Source organism: Williamsia herbipolensis (genome assembly GCF_036153515.1).
Lineage (GTDB): Bacteria > Actinomycetota > Actinomycetes > Mycobacteriales > Mycobacteriaceae > Williamsia_A > Williamsia_A herbipolensis.
Window position 1 is genome coordinate 3161747 of sequence record NZ_CP108021.1, and the last position, 19450, is coordinate 3181196.

The window sequence follows — 19450 nt, forward strand, 5'->3', positions numbered from 1 at the left end:
GGGGACCGTGACCTGACGGTGACCTTGCACCCGAGTGCATTGTCTGTTCTGTGATCGCAAGCGTGCGCGCCGCGCCCTGAGGCAACGTAGTGTTGGCCGGAGAGACCCGGATCACACTCGCTGAACGCCAGGCGTGGGGGTAACCGGGGGTGCGGACAGCAGCCGTCTCGATCGAGAACCTTGTGAGGTCACGTGTCACCTATGAATCCCAGCGGGCGTCTCGATGGCTGAACGCGGCGCCACACCCCAGGTATCGCCTCTGCGCAGGGGGTTCCTGAAGGGAATCCGGGCGCTGTTCAGCCCGCTCGAACCCGATGACTACATCGAGCTGATCAATCCCCTGTGGACCACCAAGGAGTTGCGTGGCCGCGTCGAGGAGGTCAGTCCCGAGGGCACCGACGCCTCGACGGTGTGGATCCGGCCCGGCTACGAGTGGCCCGGCCACGCACCCGGCCAGTACGTCCGTCTCGGACTGGTCATCGACGGCAAGTTCCACTGGCGTGCCTACTCGCTGACCTCGGACCCCGAGCCCCGTGACGGATTGATCAGCGTCTCGCCGAAGCTCGTCGAGGAGGGAACCGTCTCGCCGTACCTGGTGCGTGCGATCCGCCCCGGTGAGATCGTCCGCCTCAGCGACGTCGAGGGCACGTTCCTGCTGCCCGATCCGCTGCCCGAGAAGATGCTGTTCATCAGTGCCGGCAGCGGCATCACGCCGATCATGAGCATGATGCGCGCGCTCGATCATCGCGACGAGATGAACGACGTCGTCGCGATCCACTCGATCCACCGTCGCGAGCAGACGATGTTCCTGTCCGAACTCGAGCGGTTCGACAAGGCGCACGACGGTTTCACGTTGAACCTGCGGGTGACCGGCGACGAGGGTCGCATGAAGCCCGAGGACCTCGACCAGTTGTGCCCCGACTGGCGTGAGCGCACGACGATGGCGTCGGGACCGGCCGAGTTGCTCGACGATCTCGTCGAGCACTACAAGGCCAACGACATCGGCGACCAGATCCTGCTCGAACGATTCCAACCCACCTTCGGTGCAGACCCCGGTGAAGGTGAGGGCGGCCACGTCACGATGCTCAAGAGTGACAGTGACTTCGAGTGTGAGCCAGGCGTTCCCATCTTGCAGGCAGGCGAGGAGGCGGGGCTGGAGCTCAAGTACGGGTGCCGGATCGGCATCTGTCACACGTGTACGGGTGTGTTGAAGAAGGGACAGATCCGTGATCTGCGCACCGGAGACGTCTCCTCACCCGAGGGGCAGTCGATCCGCATCTGCGTGAACAGCGCCGAGGGCGACGTGGAAGTGGATCTGTAACCCACGGACCCGGCTTCACCACACCCCACGCGGCAGGCAACACCAGCGATTCGCAGCGCACCACAGCGATCCATCAGGGAGGACAAGCATGACCACCACCGAACGACGCAACCCCACCGGGAACCCGATCGCCCATCTCGACGCCGAGACGATCGAGCGCCTGGGCAAGGAGTTCGACGCGATCCACGACGAGGTCTACAGCGACCTCGGCGACAAGGACCGCAACTACATCAAGTCCGTGATCGCCGCACAGCGTCAGCTCGTCGCGCTCGGCCGCGTGATCCTGCTCAACTCGCGGTCGAAGCCCGCCTGGTTCGCCGGCACGGCGGCCCTCGGCGCGGCCAAGATCCTCGAGAACATGGAGATCGGCCACAACGTCATGCACGGCCAGTGGGACTGGATGAACGACCCCAACATCCACTCGTCGGTGTGGGACTGGGACACCGCATCGACCGCCGAGTCGTGGAAGCACTCGCACAACTACGTGCACCACACCTTCACCAACATCCGCGGCAAGGACAAGGATCTCGGCTACGAGATCATGCGGATCGACCCGCATCAGCCGTGGAACCCCGTGTACCTCGCGCAGCCGTTCTACAACCTGCTGCTCATCGCCTTCTTCGAATGGGGCGTGGCGCTGCACGACCTGGACCTCGAGGCGATGCGACGGGGCGACAAGTCGCCGGCCGCGGTCCTCAAGGACCTCCGCGGCAGTGCGTACAAGATGCGTCGCCAGATCGTGAAGGACTACATCGGCTGGCCCGCCATCAGTGCCGGCGCGTTCGCGCTGGCCGGAATCGCCACCGGCGGCCGGGTCCACCAGTCGAAGGGCTCGCGGCTGGGCAAGCAGATCCGCAAGCTCAACGGCAAGCAGGCGAAGTCGATCGCATCGGTCGCCGACCGTGTGCTGCCGGGTGTCGAGGACACGTTCGTCGCGACCTTCTGGGCGAACTTCACCGCCAACATCATCCGCAACGTGTGGTCGAACGCGATCATCTTCTGCGGACACTTCCCCGACCAGGCCTACACCTTCAGCCAGGAGGAGGCGGCCGACGAGAGTCGTGGCGCCTGGTACGCCCGTCAGCTCGTGGGCGCGGCCAACATCGACGGCAGCCCGCTGTTCCACATCGCCAGCGGCAACCTGAGCTACCAGGTGGAGCACCACCTCTACCCCGACATGCCGAGCTCGCGGTACTCGCAGATCGCCCCCAAGGTGAAGGACATCTGCGAGCGCTACGACCTGCCGTACAACACCGGACCGTTCTTCTCCCAGTGGGGACAGGTGCAGCGCACCATCCTGCGGCTGGCGTTCCCCGGCGGCAAGGTGCGACCCAAGCCCGGCCCGTACCACCGCCCGGCACACTCGGGTTCCGACGTCCGTGACAGCGAGGCCGCTCGCTTCCGCGGCCGCCTGCCCTCCGATCATCCCGACGCGGGCCCGGAGCACGGCGGCGACAACGGCGTGCGCGTCTCGATGCCCCCGAGGGAGTGACACCCGAGGGCAAGACAGCTCGCGACTGACGTCGCACGGTCCTCGTCGACCGGCCTGAACTGCGCAGATCGTCCCCGTGGAGGGGCGGTGGACATCGCGTCCATCGCGTCACCCCACGGGGACGTTCTGCGTTCGGGGCCCGCCGCAGAGGGTTTACAGGTGTACTCCGAACACGTATCGTGACAACGAGCGTTGACTACAACGCTCATTGACTACAACACCAGTTGTCACGATGGAGGGACGCGAGATGACGATCACCGTCGAGAGCACCGGTACGGACGAGACCCGTCGCGATCAGGGGTCGAACGAGGTCTCCGACCGGCTGATCGCGTCCGCCGCACGGATGTCGCGCAACGCGATGACCGAGATCGACTGGAACGAGCCCCTCGATCCGACCAAGTACGGCTGCAGCCCGGAATGGTCGTCGCTGTACGGCACCGACATGTGGGACGAGCTGACCGAAGAACAGCGCATCGAGCTCACCCGCCACGAGTTCGCCTCGATCTCCACCAACGGCATCTGGTTCGAGATGATCCTGCAGGAGATGGTCATCCGCGATCAGTACCTCGGCGAGTACCACTCGCCCGAGTTCCAGTGGTCGCTCGTCGAGATCGCCGACGAGTGCCGTCACTCGCTGATGTTCGCCAAGGGCGCCGACGTCATGGTGGGTACCTCCTACCGGCCGTCGAAGTTCGTCGGTTGGGCCGGCAAGGCGTTCATGGCGCTGGCGAAGAACGAGGTGGCCTACAGCGCCATCCTCGTCGCCGAGGAGGTCCTCGACGTCTTCCAGCGCGGCTGCATGAACGACGACCGCGTGCTGCCGCTGGTGCGCACGGTCAACGAGATCCATGTGCTCGAGGAGTCGCGCCACATGAAGTTCGCGCGCGAAGAGGTGCGCGAGTCGATGGAGGGTGTCGGCTGGTTCCGTCGCCAGCTCAGCGCGCTCATCATCGCGATCGCCGGCTTCCTCATCGTGACCAGCCTGCACTCGCCGCACCTGTACACGAACGCCGGACTGGACAGCAAGCGTGCGATGGCGGTCAAGAAGAACAACCGCCACTTCCAGTCGATGATGCGCGAGAGCTGCGTGCACCTGATGGAGTTCCTCGACAGCGTCGGTCTGCTCACGCGTCCGGCTGCACGGTGGTACCGCAGGGCGAATCTTCTCTGATGGCGTTCGCGATCACCCAGTCGTGTTGCAGCGACGCCGGGTGCGTGTCGGTCTGCCCGGTCAACTGCATCCACCCCGCGCCGGGCGAGCCGGGTTTCGGGACCGCGGACATCCTGCACATCGATCCCGACACCTGCATCGACTGTGGTGCGTGTTCGGACGCGTGCCCGGTCGACGCGATCTTCCCCGTAGACCGCCTCGGACCGCGTGATCTGCACTTTGCTGAGGTGAACGCGGCCTACTACCGCGACCGCGAGGTCTCCCAGGACCAGAAGCCCACCGAATACGTGCCGCTGCTGCGTCTGCCCGAGGGCATGAAGGTGGCGCTGGTCGGCACCGGCCCCTCGGCCGGGTACGCGCTGCGAACGCTGCTGATGCGCACCGCCGTGGAGGTCACGGTGATCGACAAGCTGCCCACGCCGGGCGGACTCGTGCGCTCGGGTGTGGCGCCCGATCACCCGGCGACGAAGAACATCACCCGCGGGTTCGATCTGCACCTGCGCGATCCCCGCGTGACGGTGCTCGGCGGTGTCGAGGTCGGTCGCGACGTCTCGCCGCAGGATCTCGCCGACCACTTCGACGCGGTCTTCTACGCCATCGGGGCGTCGGAGCCCCGCCGTCTCGGCATCCCCGGTGAGGACCTGCCCGGCAGCACCTCGGCGAGTGCGGCGGTCGCCTGGTACAACGGCATCCCCGACGCACCGAACCCGTTGCAGCCGGCCGATATCGGGCGCACCGTCATCGTCGGCACCGGCAACGTGGCCCTCGACATCGTGCGCCTGTTCCACACCGATCTCGCCGATCTCGGCCGCACCGACATCGCCGATCGGGCCCTGGATTTCTTCGAGGCCCACCGCACCCACGAGGTGGTCCTACTGGGCCGCCGTGGTCGCGACACCGGCGCCCACACGCCCGCCGAGTACACCGCCCTGGTGAACACCCCCGGGGTCGAGATCATCACCGTCGACGCGTCGGATCAGGATGCGATCACCGTCACCGCCGAGGTGGACGGCGCGTACAAGCGGATCGTCTTCCTGTACGACTCCACGCCGCTGGAGGTGCTGGGTGACGACCGCGTCCGCGCCGTCCGTGTGCGCACCGGCGACGTGGTGCGCGACGTCCCCGCCGACAACCTCATCTCCTCCATCGGTTACCGCACCCGGCCGATCCCCGGGCTCCCGTTCGACGACGCAGCGGGCCGGATCCCCAACGAGGCCGGTCGGATCTCCGACGCCTCGGTCGAGGTGGCCGGCTCGTACGTGGTCGGCTGGGCCAAACGTGGCCCCACCGGCGGGATCGGCGCCAACCGCGCCGACGCCGAGGAGACGGTGCAGGCCTTCATCGCCGACGCGGCGGCAGGGCGACTGGCGACCCGCCCGCACGCCATGGGCGACTTCGACACGTTCCTCCGTCGACGCGGCGTGGCGCCGGTGCGGGCCCGCGGGATCGCCACCATCGATCGCGTCGAACGGCGTCGAGGGACCAGCGCGGGCCGTCCCCGCGTGAAGCTCACCAGCGAGACCGAACTGCGGCAGACCGCGCGGCCTCGGCGTCGCCGGATCTTCCGCTCCGGCGACTGACGGCGGTCACGTGTCGCGGTCGGCGGTGACCCGCGACTCGGCCCGCGACGCACAGCGACGCACGTCACTTCGCACCGGTCGACGAGGTGTCGCCGACTTTCCCTGTGCGCTGGCTCTTTTCGGTTCTATCCTGGGAAACAGAACGAACGTGCCAGTCGAGGCGTTCGCCGACGAGAAAGGAGAGGCCATGCTCATCACCATGTTCGTGCTCGGCACCGTCGCGGTCTCGGGAATCCTGCTGTGGGGCGGAAACGACCTCGATTTCAGCGCCCGTACCCGCTCATAGAACCTGCAGATCGCTCGCGATCTCTGATCGCCCACCGGATCCCGCCGTCGACGCCGACGGCGGGATCCGTCGTTGGCCGACCGAGTGGATAGATAGTACGCGATTCAATCGTGTACGATCTAATTCATGACCGATGCGCACGCCGCCGACGACCTGCTCCGGCTCGACCGGCAGGTGTGTTTCGCCCTGGCCGTCACCAACCGCACCGTGTTGACCATCTACCGGCCCCTGCTCGAACCGCTGGGGCTGACCCATCCGCAGTACCTGGTGATGCTGGCGCTGTGGGAGTCCTCGCCGCGCAGCGTGCGCGCCATCGGGGAGGTGCTCATGCTCGATTCCGCGACACTGTCCCCGCTGCTCAAACGACTCGAGACGGCCGGACTCGTCACCCGCGAGCGGTCGAGTGCCGATGAGCGTCAGCTCGACGTCGCCCTCACGGACGCCGGCACGGCCCTGCGCACCAGGGCTCTCGACATCCCACCGGCCGTGGTCGACACCCTCGGGGTGTCCCTGGCCGATCTCGAGGACCTGCGAGAGGTCCTGTGGAGGATCAACGCGGCGGCCCGGGCGGCCGCAGAAAAGGAGAGCCGGCGATGAGCGGATCGACACGGGCGCGCACACGACCGACGGTGTGGCAGTGGATCGGATACGCGTTCGGACGCACCCTCGACGCCGATCTCCGCGACTGGGTGCGCCGAGATCTGTTGGGACGCAACTTCTATGTGCGACACCTCGTGCGGGGAATGGTGCCGTTCCTGCCGATCTTCGCGGTGTTCATGATGTTCCCCGGACCATGGTGGCTCCGCGCGCAGATGGTCGCTCTCGCAGCGGTTCTCGGGTTGATCTACTGCGCGGCCTACATGGACCAGAACCGCAGGCACCGTCTCGGCAGGCACGGGCTCGACCCCGATCTGCTGCCGGAGAGCCGTCGCCGGCAGGCGGTGGCCGACCGTGCCGCGTACGAGGCGATCTACGGTCGGACGACGACGGTCACCCGACGCGCGCTCGATCCGACCGCTCACGAACGGCTGGAGCGCTGACCTCAGTCCGTCGGGGTCGCGCAGGGATAGCCGCGGAGCACCGTGCGCGCGAGGATGCCCAGTGTCGCGGTGAGCGATTCGGGCCGGATCACCGGGAAGATGCCCTTCGCACGCCACTCCGGGTGGATGTCGGACCAGTCGTAGAACGATGTGACCCGTGTGCCGTCGCCCTCAGGTCGCAGCCGGTAGCCGTACACGTGGCCGATGGGCGGGCGCATGCGGCCGAGGATCGTCCAGGAGATCTCGCGATCACGCTCGAACGACGCGATCGTCACGGTCACGTCGTACTCACCCATCGGGATGTCGCCGAGGGCCTCGCGGTCCATGTGCACGACGAACGTGTCGCCCACCGCCCGCACCCGGTCACCGTCGGCTCCCATCAGCATCCCCGATCCGTCGATCGCGACGTGTCCCTGCGGATCGCTGAGCACGGCGAACACCGCTGCGGGTGATGCGGCGATCACGCGAGACACCTCGATGCGTGTCGCGGACGGATCGGTGGCGTCGACCGACGGGGTCGAGGACTCGGTGGGGGGCACCCGACGAGCCTACGACCCGCCGACGGACTCAGCGAGTGCGCTCGGAGGAGAAACGGACCGTGCGGTTCCCGCCCGCCTCCTTCGCGGCGTACATGGCCATGTCCGCGTCGCGGAGGAGGTCGTCGATGGTGCGGGTGTCGCCCTGCGGCACCACCACGTGGCCGATGCTCGCACCGACTCCCATCGTCCAACCGTCGAGTTCGAGGGGGCGCGACAGCGTGTGGTGGACGGCGTCGGAGACCTCGTCGGTGTCGGCGCTCGGCCCGGCGAGCAGTACGACGAACTCGTCTCCGCCGACCCGACCGACCTGGCACCCGTCCGGCACGACCGCGCGGAGTCGTCGCGCCACCTCGCGCAGCACGGCGTCGCCGACGCTGTGGCCGAAGGAGTCGTTGATCGTCTTGAGATTGTCGAGATCGACGTAGAGCACCGCGATCGGCCCGCGTTCGGTCGACGCCATGGTCTCGGTCAGCACCGACACCAGGTGCAGGCGGTTGGGGAGATCGGTCAGTGAGTCATGGGTGGCCTGGTAGGCGAGTTGGGCGGCGGCAATGCGCTCGGCGGTGATGTCGGTGAACGACGCGACGAGGTGCGACAGCGGGTGGTCGTCGATCAGCGCCGAGGTTCCGCGCAGCCACACCTGGGTGCCGTCGGGGCGGGTGACGCCGAGCAGGAAACGGGTGGGGCGACCGGTACGCGACGTGGTGACGTGGGGGAGGTCTGCGTGGGCCACGGGGCGACCGTCGGTGTCGACGACGGTGATGGCGCGCACCAACTCTCGCGGCAGGTCCCGACCGACCACGGCCGCCGCATCGACGCCGAGCGCACTCGCCGCGGCGGCGTTGATCGACTGCACGATGCCGTCGGGATCCTGCACGATGACACCTTCGGCGAGGGTGGAGACCACACTGGCGAACTGATGCTCGGCCACCGCCGCGGCACGTTCGGCGGCGCGTTGCGCGGAGAGGTCGCGGAGGACCGCGAGGTAGGCGGGGCGACCCTCCCAGAGGGTGAGCACCGAGCGGGATTCCACCGGCGTCTGGCGGCCCCCGATACAGCGCAGGGTCATCTCGGTCGGTGTGGACGGCACGCCCTCGACCTCGAGACTGCGGATACGTTCCCGGAGCGCCACCAGTGAGCCCTGGTCGACGAACTCCGAGAACAGGTGGCCGACGACCTGATCGGGGGAGTGTGCACCGACGAGGCGCAGTGCCGCGGGATTCACGAACACCAGTCGGCGTCCCTCGTGCACGACGATCGCGTCGGGGCTGTGATCGATCAGGATCTTGTAGTGACGGTCCGGGTCGGTCAACCTGTGCCTCCCCGTCGCGCCACACTCATCTGGTGTCGGGGTCCGGACACCCGACCGGCGAAGTCTAACGGACCATCAATACGCGATGAAAGCACTCGAAAAATGTGCAGGGAACGCAACCGCGTAGTGGTGATGTCGAATTGTTGATGCCTTCTTTTGTGTTGTCGGCCCATGTGTATCTCAATGGTTGGTGGGGAATGTCTTTTCCCGATCTCGCGACGACGAAAGGTGCACCGAAATGATCTCGAACAATGGCGCGGACAATGCGGACATCGTCGGCGTAGGGGCCGTCACCGGATACGGGTGGGGCACCGACGCGCTCTGGAGCGGGGTGTCGGGTGGGAAACCGGCCGCCGTCCTCCACCAGGGGGCGGCGTACGCCGACGGCGACGGCATCTGGCTCGCGAAGGTGCCTGATGGCGGCGACCCAGCTGACGGTCGCAGCCGGTTCTCCCAGGCCATGCGCTTCGCGGCGCGGGAGGCGATCGACGATGCGCACGCCCGCGGGTGGAACGCGGGGCGCCGCGTGGGGTTGTTGCACGGCGTGGTCCTCGGCGACACCGAGGACTGGCGGTCGTTCCATCTCGACGACCACGGTCACCGGCGCATCCGCGACTTCATGGGACTGCTGCCCTCGACGCCCATATCGACTCTGATGCAGGAATTCGGGTTCCACGGTCCCGCGATGAATGTGTCGGCCACATGCAGCTCGGGAAATGTCGCACTCATCACCGCGAAGATGTGGCTCGATGCGGGCATCGTCGACGACGTCGTGTGCGTCGCCACCGATCTGTCGCTCACCCCCGAGAATGTCGATCACTTCGTGCGGCTCGGAGCGGGTGTCGTCGACACCGAACCGCTCGACGCCTGCCGTCCGTTTCAGGAGGGCAGCCGCGGATTCGCGATGGGGGAGGCGTCGATCGGGTTCGTCGTGAGCAGGCGCGGCCGCGCGCGCGGCTACCTCGGAGTCCTGGGGGGCGCGATGTCGCACGACGGGTTCCACGTGGCGTCGGTGGCGCCCGATCATCGGGAGATCATGCGGTGTGTCGCCGACGCCCTCGACGATGCCGGCGTCGCCGCGCGGGATGTGCGGTACCTCAACGCGCACGGCCCCGGCACCGCGCAGTGCGACGCGGCCGAGACCGCGATCCTCGGGGAGATGTTCGCCGAGTCGCGCCCCGCGGTCTACTCGATGAAGCCGCTGACCGGGCACTGCCAGGGTGCGGCGGCCGCGGTCGAGATCGCTGCGGCCGCGCTGGGGTCCGAGCACGGCGTGGTCCCGGCGCCCCCACAGGTCGCCGCGGCGCATCCGCAGCTCCTCGACGGCGCGACGCCCATGGTCGACGGGATCACGGTGAAGCCCTCGCTGGGCATGGGCGGACACAACTCGGTCACGGTGCTCGCGCCGGTCGGGTGAGGGCGTGACCCCGATGACGGGCCCAGTGGTGACCTCCTCCAACAGGCGTTGAGGAATACGCGCGAACAGGGTCCCTGCGTCGTGACTGTTCACAGTGACCCAGGTCACGCGTTACCGAAAACGAACGTACCTCGGTGAATGTGCCCGACGGAGGCCCTTGTCGTGGATATCTTTCGCCCGGCGTACGAACAGGGGGCATTCGGCTTCCGCGGCGCCGGAAGAGATCCCTGAAAGGGCACACATGAAGACCACTCGTGGACTCCAGCGCCTCGCGATCGGCTGCGTGTCGATCGCGGCTGTGGCGGGACTCGGTGCAGGCCTGGCCGGTCCGGCCACCGCGGCGCCGTCGGTGCAGCAACTGACCGACACCATCAAGCAGGGGGCCAAGAAGCCGACGAAGGCGGCTCCGAAGGTTCAGCTCCAACAACAGAACGGAACGGCCAACCGTTCCATCACCACCAACGCCGTGGCCGGTCCTTTCACCGTGCCCGACGGCACCGGCAGCACCGCCTCGGACACCTCAGGGGTGGGGCCGCAGCAGACCAACTTCGGCAACGCCTTCGGTTACGCCATCCTGAATCCCAACGCCGCGCCCCCCGGCGCCAACGACTTCGGCTGCAAGCCCAAGTCGGGTCAGCGCCCGGTCGTCCTGCTCCACGGCACGTGGGAGAACGCCTACGACAACTTCGCGCGGATCTCCCCGGATCTGAAGGCGGCGGGCTACTGCACCTTCACGTTCAACTACGGCAAGCTCAACATCACCAACGGCGGTGGCGTGATCTCCCTGATCCCCGGGACCAACGGCACCGGTGACATCCCGACCTCGGCCGGCCAGGTCGCGACCTTCGTCAACCGCGTTCTCGCGGCGACCGGTGCGTCGAAGGTCGACATCGTCGGGCACTCGCAGGGCGGTGTCCTCGCGCGTCAGTACCTGAAGTTCAACGGCGGTGCGAGCAAGGTGCAGAAGCTGATCACCCTCGGTGCCACCAACCACGGCACCACGCTGTTGGGCATCGGGTCACTCGGCCGCAGCATCAACAACCTGGGCATCGACATCCTCGGGTTCGCGCAGCTCCCCGTGGGTATCTCCGGTATCCAGCAGGTCGTCGGCTCGAACTTCATCAACAACGTCAACGCCGGTGGCGACACCCTGCCCGGGATCGACTACACGATCATCCGGACCACCTACGACGAGGTGACCACCCCGTCTGAGTCGACGTTCCTCACCGCCGGCCCCGGCGCGACGGTCAAGAACATCACGCTGCAGGATGGGTGCCCGATCGACCTGTCCGATCATCTCTCGATGAGCTACTCGACGAGGGCGATCTCGATCATCAAGAACGCGCTCAACCCGGCCAGCCCGGTGGTGTGCGCCAAGAGTGGTCCGCTGGTCAACTGACACAGCACTTCTCGACAGCAGCCGGGCGTCGGACGCGTACTGCGTCCGGCGCCCGGTTCGTCATGTGACCGGTGAGGTCACTTCACGAGTCCGGTGCTCTTGAGCCAGTCCCAGGCGACGTCGGCGGGATCCTGGCCGTCGATGTCGACGCGGCCGTTGAGATCCTGCATGAGATCGTCGGTGAGCCGCTTCGAGATGTTCGCGATCAGCGGGGCCAGCTGCGGGTACTCCTTGATGATCGACGAACGCACCACGGCGGTCCCGCTGTAGGGCAGGAAGAACTTCCGGTCATCGGTGAGCACGGTGAGATCCAGGTTCTTCACGCGGCCGTCGGTGGTGTAGACCTCGCCGAAGTTGCACGGAGCACTCTTCGCGGTGGAGGTGTAGATGACACCGGCGTCCATGCGCGTGACGTTGGCCGCCGGGACACCGTCCGGTGTGCCGTAGGGGATCCCGTACTTCTTCAGCATCGGCAGGAATCCGTCGGAGCGCGAGAAGAACTCGTCGTCGACGCAGAAGGTGCGGTCGGCCACGGGGAGTTTCGCGACCTCCGACAGCGACGTCACCTTCAGGCGCTGCGCGGTGGGGCCCGAGGCGGCGAACGCGTAGGTGTCGTTGAAGTTCGACGGCGGCAACCACACCAGGTTGTTGGTGGACTTCTCGATGTCGCGGACCTTCTCCCACAGCAGGGTCGGGTCGGCGATGGTCTCGGTCTGGTTGTGGTAGGTGACCCATCCGGTTCCGGTGTACTCCCACAGGATGTCGGCGTCGCCGTTGAGCTGCGCCTGCCGCGAGGACGCCGAACCGGGGGCGCCGGTGAGGTCGGTGACCTTCGCGCCGGCCGACGACAGGTACGACGCGGTGATCTTGCCGAGGAGGACGCCCTCGGTGAAGCTCTTCGACGTCACGGTGAGTTTGGCACCCTCGAGCGGCTTCGCTCCGTCGGCGAGGCTGCCGGTGGTGAACGTGCCCGACGAACTGACCAGGCCGCAGCCGGCGACGGTCAGAGCCGTCGCCGCGAGAACGACGAGTGCGGCGCGAAACCGTCTGCGCGGGCCGCGGGCCCGGGATGTGCGCTGTGTTGCGGAGGTGTTCGGGGTCATGGGGGTGTTCGGGGTCATGCGAGTCCTCGTGGTGTCGCGACCAGCTCGACGAGGCGGCCGAGCCAATCGATCGTCATGGCGAGCAGGCCCACCAGGATGGCCCCGGAGACGAGCAGTTTCGGCAGGAACAGGGTGACGCCGGTGGTGATCAGGGTGCCGAGACTCGGCGCGCCGATGAACGTGCTGAGCGTGGCCGTACCGACCAGGATGACGAGCGCGGTGCGGACGCCGTTGAGGATGACCGGCACGGCCAGCGGCAGTTCGACCTGCACGAGGGTGCGCAGGCCCGAGTATCCGATGCCGCGTGACGCCTCGATGGTGCGCTGATCGACCTGCCGCAGACCGATGATCGTGTTCTGCAGGATCGGCAGGATCGCGTAGACCACGAGGCCGAGAACCGCGGTCCGGAACCCCGTCCCGAGCCAGAAGGTGAACAGCACGATGAGACCGACGGCGGGTGCGGCCTGACCGATGTTGGCGATGTTGACCACGAACGGGCTGACACGCCTGGCCTTCTCGCGGGTCAGCAGGATGCCCAGCGGGATCGCGATGACCACCACCCAGGCCGTGGAGATGAGGGTGAGCTCGATGTGGTCGAGGATCGTCGACCTCAGCGTCGACCATGCGAGCGACGCCTGCTCGGTGGTGCTGAAGGTCGTCGACCGGTACCAGATGATGTAGCCGACCAGCACCACGATGATGATGAGCGGCTCGAACCAGACGTCGGTCGGGATGCGGCGCAGGCGCTTCACGACGCCGCGCCGTCCTCGTGATCGGCGTAGGTGTCGGTGTCGGTGTCCGCGCGGGCGTCGGCGAGCTGGTTGCGGATCACGTCCATCACCACCGCGATGGTGAGCGTCCCCTGCACCGCTCCGCGGCCGTCGGTGACGAGGACGCCGCCCTGGCTCGCGGCGAGCATCGAGTCGAGCGCGTCGTTGAGGGTCGCCGACCGGGCGACGACCGGCAGACGGTTGTCGATGTAGTCGGAGACGACGTCCTTGGTGAGCAGTTCGTCGATCGAGGGCCACGAGCGCGGGGTGCCGTCGTCGTTGACCACGACCACCCAGGTGTGACCCTCGGCGCGGGCCTGGTTCACGACCTCCTGTGTCGACTGCCCGACCCGCGCCCGCAGCACCGGGTTGTGCGGCACGTCGCGCACGCGAGACAGGGTGAGGTGGGCGAGGGTGGCGCCGGACCCGACGAACTCCTCGACAAACGGTGTCGCCGGGCTGGCGAGGATCTCCTCGGGCGTCGCGTACTGCTCGATATGACCGCCCTCGGAGAAGATGCAGACCTTGTCGCCGAGCTTGGTCGCCTCCTCGAAATCGTGGGTGACGATGGCGATGGTCTTGCCCAGCTCGTGCTGGATCGCGATGAGGCTGTCCTGCAAGCGAACCCGGGTGATGGGGTCGACGGCGCCGAACGGCTCGTCCATCAGGAGGACCGGCGGGTCGGCGGCCAGCGCACGGGCCACGCCCACACGCTGCTGCTGGCCACCGGACATGTCCTTGGGCAGACGGTCGGCGAAGACGTCGGCGTCGAGGCCGACGAGGTCGAGCAGGTAGTCGGTGCGCTCGGCGATCCGCTTCTTGTCCCACCCGAGGACTCGCGGCAGCGCGCCGATGTTCTTCTTCACCGACCAGTGCGGGAAGAGACCGCCGGACTGGATGACGTAGCCGATGGACTGGCGCAGCTTGTCGGGGTTCTCGCCGGTGACGTCGCGCTCGTCGAGGAGGATGCGGCCCGCGGTCGGCTCGATCAGCCGGTTGATCATCTTCAGCGTCGTGGTCTTGCCGCAGCCCGAGGGGCCGACGAACGCGACGATGTCACCGGCGGCGATCTCGAGGTCGAGTTTCTTCACCGCGGGTGTCGCCGTGCCGCGGTACTGCTTGACGACACCGTCGAGGCGGATCGGTACCCCGGTGACCGTCCGCGACGGGTCGCTGCCGGCGGAGGTTGCTGTCATGAGAGTCCCTTTGCGATCGTGAGGCGCCCGAGCAGCACCAGCAGGGCGTCGAACACCAGGGCGATGACGACGATGAGAACCGTTCCGGTGAGGGCCATCTCGAGGGCGTTGGCGCCGCCGAGTCGGGCCAGACCGTTGAAGATCAACGAGCCGAGTCCGGGACCGAGAACATAGGCGACGATCGCGGCGACACCGACGATCATCTGGGTGGACACGCGGATGCCGATGAGGATGATCGGCCACGCGATGGGGAGTTCGACGGTGAACAGGATCCGCCAGCGCGACAACCCGATTCCCTGCGCCGATTCGATCACCGTCTCCGGCACCGACCGCAGACCGACGATGGCGTTGCCGATCACGGGCAACGCGGCGAAGAACGCCAGCATGAAGAACGACGGCAGCACACCGAGTCCCAGCGGGACGATCAGCAGCGCGAGCAGCGCCAGCGACGGGATGGTGAGCGCGACACGGCTCGTGGTCAGGGTGAGCGCGGAGACGAACGGCAGGCGGTAGACGAGCACCGCGATGACGACCGCGATGACGGAACCGACGACCAGCGTCTGCAACGCGAGCGACGCGTGTTGATAGGTGAGGAAGGTGAGGAGCTCACCTCGGCCTCGTAGATAACCCCAAAGATCCACTGGCATCCCATCGTTCGTGCGACCGCAGCGCGTGCCGCGTCCGACGGGGTCGTCGGACGCGGTGGGGAGCCGTGGGCGAGTTGCGCAAACGGTAACCGACGACGCCGGGTTCACGGGGGTGCTTCCGCTGCCTCCGGTCGCGGATCGGGCCGGGTGGTGTGCGAGAACCGGTGTCGTCACCAGCGGTGATCGGAACACGTCACCGCAGGTCAACAATTTCGATCACGCAGAGTCGAAATCCGTTGTGCGGGTGCCGGGGGCTTCAGCAGTCCCGAATATAGCAGCGCTCACTCGCCGCGGGAGCTCATTCGGCGGGCGCCACGGTGCGCAGGAACGCGAGCTGGTCGGTGACGACCGACGGGAACAACGGTTCGACGTAGGGGTCGAAATGACCTCCGTCGTAGGTCAGCACGGTGGCGTCGGGGATCGCACGGGCGGCTCGCGTCGCGGCGGCCGCGGGGGCGATGGTGTCGCCTTCGGCCACCTGGATGAGAGCCGGGCATCGAACCCGAGAGGCCGACCGCGCCGGCGAGTAGAGGCCGATGCGCAGCGCGATGCGGGCGGCGACGGTTTCCGGATGATCGCCGCGGCGCAGCCCCGATTCGATGACGAGGCGCTCGAAGGCCTCCTCTGCGCCCGGTGCGGTCATCACCGCGGCCGATCCCTCGGGTCCGATCGACGCGACATAGCGAGGGGCCCGGTGCAGCACCGCGGCGACGGTGTCGGCGACGGCGGCGGGCGCGATCCGCAGGGCTCGTCGGATTCCGGTGGCGCGCACCGCGGCGGGTCCGCTCACGTGCGGCACCTGGGCGATGATCGCCGCGAGTCGCTCACCGGAGCCGGCGGTGGTGATCACGTGGCCGCCGGCGAACGAGGTGCCCCACGCGACGACGGCGTCGGGGTCGGCGACGTCGATCGTGCGCGCGAAGGCGATCGCCGAGCGCCAGTCGGCGAGCTGTGAGGGAACGTCGAGGAGCTGGCGTGGCTCACCCTCACTGTCACCGAAGTAGCGGTAGTCGAACAGCATCACGACGTAGCCGGCGGCGGCGAAGACCTCGGCGTAGGCGGGCAGACGCAGCGCGCGGACACCGCCGAACCCGTGGCCCATCACGATGACCGGCTTCCGGCTCTCCGGTGAGGCGGTGCTGGGTCGGTAGACGGTGGCCGCGCAGGTCACGCCTTCGGAGGCGAAGGTCTCCTCGACTCGGGTGTACTCGATCTCGGTGGGCACGGCGTTGCCTCTCGCTCTGTTCTTGAATGCAGTTCAAGGAAAGCTACCCGGTTCTTGATCGACGATCAAGTAAGCTCGACCGATGCCTGCCAACCGTCGACCCCGCGCCCGTGCGGAGAAGCGCGACGAGATCGTCGCGGCGGCACGGGCACTGTTCGTCGCCGACGGCTACGAGGTCACCGCGGTGAGCCGGATCGCCGCCGAGGCCGGTGTCACCACCAACACGGTCTACTGGTACTTCGCCGACAAGGATCACCTTCTGGTCGCGGTGCTCGAGCAGCTCCTGGCCGAGGCGCTCACCCGGTACGAGTCGGTGGTCACGCAGCCGCTGTCGGAGAAGATCCTGTTCGCCGTCGGGGAGTTGTCCTCGATGCACGCGCTGGTCGACACGGTGCATTCACGGCGTGCGTCGTCGCCGGTGATCGACGAGTGGCACACCGGGTTCCACGATCTCGCCGATGCGCTGACACGGGCCGATCTCCCGGGGGAGAACGCCGAGGCGGCGAGCGCGATCATCGCGTTCGTGGTGGAGGGTCTGCTCACGCACCCCGGCGACGAGGCCGGTCGGCGCGCGATCGTCGAACTGTTGGTCTCGCGGCTGGTCAGCGGATGACGATGATCGCGAGATCGATCCCGGCGATCAGCATCGTGGCGTAGAACGGCGCGCGGCCCGGTGCGCGTGTGCAGACCGCGGCCACCACCACGACGACGCCGAGCACCACCCACTGCCACGAGCCGCGCTGCGTGGCGACGACCCCGATCACGGTGGCGCCGACGAGAAGCGCGGCCGCGATCGCAGGGATTCTCCTGTGGCCCAGTCGATGCGGGAGTCCACTCATCCCGGTCACGGCGTCATCGTCGAGATCGGGGAACACGTTGAGGAGGTGTGCACCGACGCCGAGCAGCGCGGCCATCGCCACCACCCATGCCGGTGGCAGGTCGCCGGTTCGGGATGCGAGGCCGACCGCGATCGGTACCGATCCGAAGGCGAGCAGGTAGGGCACCCACGAGAAGATCGTCCGCTTCACGCCGAGGTTGTAGGCCAGGGCCGCCCCGACGCCGGCGACGAGGTGCACCGTGCCCGCCGCGACGCCGCACAGCAGCGACGCGACGATGCACACCACTGCGGCGACGATCGTCGCGGTCACGACGGCCTGGCGCGTGACGGTCCCGACGACGAGTGGTTTGTCGGTGCGGTGCACGGCCATGTCGGTGTCGCGGTCGATCAGATCGTTGGTCCACCCCACCACGAGTTGGCCGCTGAGCACTGCCACGGCGAGGGCCACCACGATCGCCGGCGCGACGTCGCCGGTGGCCGCGAGAATCGTCGACAGGGTGGTGACCGCCAGCGCGGGCGGCAGGTGCCCGGCCCTGGCGAGGGCGACGACGTTCACCATCTGCGCAGTGGGCGACGGTGGACCGGTGTCATCGCCCGACCGTATCCTGCGTCGCCGACCGTGGCGGGTCGTCTCAGAAGGGCGGCAGTTCGTCGTTGGCGGGGTCAGTGGCTCGGGCCTGTTCCTGGGTTTCGCGGGTGCGGCGGTTGTGTTCGCGTTCTGCTTGTCGGCGGGCGTGTTTGTCTGCCAGGCGTGGTCGGCGTCTGGTGGGTGCTGGCTCTGGGTTGCCCGGTGGTGTTGTGTCGGCGGGTGGTGCGTTCTGGGGTGCGGTGAAGCGGATGTCTTTCAATGCAGGGAACAGGTCAGTGCCGTCGAATGCCGGCCCGGCCACGGTGAGGCCTTCGGGGGTGATGATCACCGACTCGATGCGGCCGTCGCGGCCGACGGTCTGATCATCGAGGAACGCGGTGTGGGTTTTCAGGTTGTGGTGGAACCGGCACTTGGATCCGGTGTTGCCCGGGCAGGTCTGGCCGCCGTCGGCGGGATGGTCGTGGTCGTACTCGCGGACATGGTCGATGTCGCACACCCAGGCCGCGCGTTCGCAGCCGGCGACGTCGCAGTACAACGACCGGGCCCGCACCACGGTGTCCAACGCCGTCGACGGCCGATACGGATCACCCGGCGTGTGCGGAGCGAGCGGAGCATCGCGGTGCCCGATCGGGGCGACGGTCACACCGGGTTCGGTGAGCAGTTCGTCGAGATGGGCTGGGGAGATGACGCCGTACCCGTCGAGGAAACACGGCGTCTCCCCGTCACCGGCAACCGTCTCCAAGTCACAGATCACGTGCAGCGTCATGCTGCTGCCGGTTCCCGGCATCGTGCGCGGTGCGGGGGCGGCATCGTCGATGGTGGGTGCGTCGCAGTCGTCGCTGCCGCACTGGAATTCCCACGCCACCCCCATGACGAGACAAAAATGGGCATCCGACTTCCGGGCGGCGAGAGTGCGCCCGTCGTCCTTACACACCGCGCGTGCCAGGGCATCGACCCGTCGGGATATCGCGATGGCTTTCTCGGCGGTGGAGGTGGCCTCCACGCGTGCCATGCCGTCGGCGAGGCGTTCGGTCCAGAATCCCCGCGCATCGACCGCAGCCTTGCGGCGCGCCCGCACGGCATCGGGATCGACGCGGTAGACGCTGCGGTCGACCATGTCCCGGATCCGCGACGCCGACCACGATCCCCGTCGCCGCAACGCGGCAGCGATCTCGGTGTCGACAATCTGCTGCGCGTCACGGTCGGTGACGAGGTCGGTGCGTTCGACGATCACCCGCACATACCGCGGTGCGAGCTGCCCGTCGCGCAGACACTCGGCGACCTTCGGGAGCCGGTCACGTAACGCGACGGCGGTGTCGACGATCCGCTCCGCCGCGCCCTGGGAGATGGAGTGGGTGACCGCGATCCGTGCCGCGCACTGCATCGTCGCGTCGAACGTCCGGCGATCCGACGCCTCATGGGGAACCACCAGTTGGCGGTGTAGTTCACCGGCGTCGCGGTACCGCATCCACTCCAGGAACGCTTGACCGGCGGCGGCGTGAACCATGTTCCCCAACAACGCGTT

At 67.7% G+C, this 19450-nt stretch carries 19 protein-coding genes; 10 read left to right on the forward strand and 9 right to left on the reverse strand.

What is annotated here, in order from left to right; translation table 11 throughout:
• The first annotated feature begins 223 nt into the window (after positions 1–223).
• The 7 genes from OG579_RS14450 to OG579_RS14480 all read left to right on the forward strand — a co-directional run bounded on the left by OG579_RS14450 (position 224) and on the right by OG579_RS14480 (position 6890).
• On the forward strand, positions 224–1321 hold the full coding sequence (locus OG579_RS14450) for a ferredoxin reductase (protein WP_328856496.1): 1098 nt from the start codon (positions 224–226) through the stop codon (positions 1319–1321).
• Between the two features lie 88 nt (positions 1322–1409).
• A complete protein-coding gene (locus OG579_RS14455; protein WP_328856497.1) occupies positions 1410–2813 on the forward strand; it encodes a fatty acid desaturase family protein in 1404 nt (467 codons plus the stop codon).
• 247 nt (positions 2814–3060) lie between these two features.
• A complete protein-coding gene (locus OG579_RS14460) occupies positions 3061–3984 on the forward strand; it encodes an AurF N-oxygenase family protein (protein ID WP_045824750.1) in 924 nt (307 codons plus the stop codon).
• Positions 3984–5564, forward strand: a complete 1581-nt coding sequence (locus tag OG579_RS14465) for a 4Fe-4S binding protein (RefSeq protein WP_328856498.1) — start codon at positions 3984–3986, stop codon at positions 5562–5564. The genes OG579_RS14460 and OG579_RS14465 overlap by 1 nt, the downstream gene beginning before the upstream one ends.
• A 148-nt stretch (positions 5565–5712) precedes the next feature.
• Positions 5713–5850 carry a hypothetical protein gene (locus OG579_RS14470; RefSeq protein ID WP_160298562.1) on the forward strand — a complete coding sequence of 46 codons (138 nt, stop codon included), beginning with the start codon at positions 5713–5715 and terminating at the stop codon, positions 5848–5850.
• 126 nt (positions 5851–5976) lie between these two features.
• On the forward strand, positions 5977–6447 hold the full coding sequence (locus OG579_RS14475; RefSeq protein ID WP_328856499.1) for a MarR family winged helix-turn-helix transcriptional regulator: 471 nt from the start codon (positions 5977–5979) through the stop codon (positions 6445–6447).
• Positions 6444–6890 carry a DUF5313 family protein gene (locus OG579_RS14480; RefSeq protein WP_328856500.1) on the forward strand — a complete coding sequence of 149 codons (447 nt, stop codon included), beginning with the start codon at positions 6444–6446 and terminating at the stop codon, positions 6888–6890. Before OG579_RS14475 ends, OG579_RS14480 begins: the two co-directional genes overlap by 4 nt.
• Before the next feature lie 2 nt (positions 6891–6892).
• Here the strand turns inward: OG579_RS14480 and OG579_RS14485 are convergent, their stop codons facing one another.
• Both OG579_RS14485 and OG579_RS14490 read right to left on the reverse strand, forming a co-directional pair.
• The gene (locus OG579_RS14485; RefSeq protein WP_328856501.1) at positions 6893–7429 is read right to left on the reverse strand and encodes an SRPBCC family protein; all 537 of its coding nucleotides are present in this window, start codon (positions 7427–7429) and stop codon (positions 6893–6895) included.
• A gap of 28 nt (positions 7430–7457) precedes the next feature.
• A complete protein-coding gene (locus tag OG579_RS14490; RefSeq protein ID WP_328856502.1) occupies positions 7458–8741 on the reverse strand; it encodes a diguanylate cyclase domain-containing protein in 1284 nt (427 codons plus the stop codon).
• Positions 8742–8979: 238 nt separating this feature from the next.
• Here OG579_RS14490 and OG579_RS14495 point away from each other — a divergent pair, with 238 nt between their 5' ends.
• Positions 8980–10158 (forward strand): beta-ketoacyl synthase N-terminal-like domain-containing protein, encoded by a 1179-nt coding sequence (locus OG579_RS14495; RefSeq protein ID WP_328856503.1) that lies wholly within the window; start codon positions 8980–8982, stop codon positions 10156–10158.
• A 241-nt stretch (positions 10159–10399) separates the two neighbouring features.
• Positions 10400–11557, forward strand: coding sequence for an esterase/lipase family protein (locus tag OG579_RS14500; protein WP_055785230.1), 1158 nt, complete (start codon positions 10400–10402; stop codon positions 11555–11557).
• Between the two features lie 77 nt (positions 11558–11634).
• Here OG579_RS14500 and OG579_RS14505 read toward each other — a convergent pair whose 3' ends face one another.
• The 5 genes from OG579_RS14505 to OG579_RS14525 form a co-directional block, all read right to left on the reverse strand.
• Positions 11635–12678: a glycine betaine ABC transporter substrate-binding protein gene (locus tag OG579_RS14505; protein ID WP_328856504.1), complete on the reverse strand. Its 1044-nt coding sequence runs from the start codon at positions 12676–12678 to the stop codon at positions 11635–11637.
• Positions 12675–13412, reverse strand: coding sequence for an ABC transporter permease (locus OG579_RS14510; RefSeq protein WP_328856505.1), 738 nt, complete (start codon positions 13410–13412; stop codon positions 12675–12677). Before OG579_RS14510 ends, OG579_RS14505 begins: the two co-directional genes overlap by 4 nt.
• A complete protein-coding gene (locus OG579_RS14515; RefSeq protein WP_328856506.1) occupies positions 13409–14626 on the reverse strand; it encodes an ABC transporter ATP-binding protein in 1218 nt (405 codons plus the stop codon). The genes OG579_RS14510 and OG579_RS14515 overlap by 4 nt, the downstream gene beginning before the upstream one ends.
• Positions 14623–15273 carry an ABC transporter permease gene (locus tag OG579_RS14520; protein ID WP_328856507.1) on the reverse strand — a complete coding sequence of 217 codons (651 nt, stop codon included), beginning with the start codon at positions 15271–15273 and terminating at the stop codon, positions 14623–14625. Before OG579_RS14520 ends, OG579_RS14515 begins: the two co-directional genes overlap by 4 nt.
• Before the next feature lie 298 nt (positions 15274–15571).
• The gene (locus OG579_RS14525; protein WP_328856508.1) at positions 15572–16498 is read right to left on the reverse strand and encodes an alpha/beta hydrolase; all 927 of its coding nucleotides are present in this window, start codon (positions 16496–16498) and stop codon (positions 15572–15574) included.
• An 82-nt stretch (positions 16499–16580) separates the two neighbouring features.
• Here OG579_RS14525 and OG579_RS14530 point away from each other — a divergent pair, with 82 nt between their 5' ends.
• Positions 16581–17111 (forward strand): TetR/AcrR family transcriptional regulator, encoded by a 531-nt coding sequence (locus OG579_RS14530; RefSeq protein WP_328856509.1) that lies wholly within the window; start codon positions 16581–16583, stop codon positions 17109–17111.
• Here OG579_RS14530 and OG579_RS14535 read toward each other — a convergent pair.
• Both OG579_RS14535 and OG579_RS14540 read right to left on the reverse strand, forming a co-directional pair.
• Positions 17101–17895 (reverse strand): UbiA family prenyltransferase, encoded by a 795-nt coding sequence (locus OG579_RS14535; RefSeq protein WP_328856510.1) that lies wholly within the window; start codon positions 17893–17895, stop codon positions 17101–17103. The two genes, OG579_RS14530 and OG579_RS14535, sit on opposite strands and share 11 nt — an antisense overlap.
• 73 nt (positions 17896–17968) lie before the next feature.
• Positions 17969–19432, reverse strand: coding sequence for a DUF222 domain-containing protein (locus OG579_RS14540; protein ID WP_328856511.1), 1464 nt, complete (start codon positions 19430–19432; stop codon positions 17969–17971).
• Positions 19433–19450 lie beyond the last annotated feature (18 nt).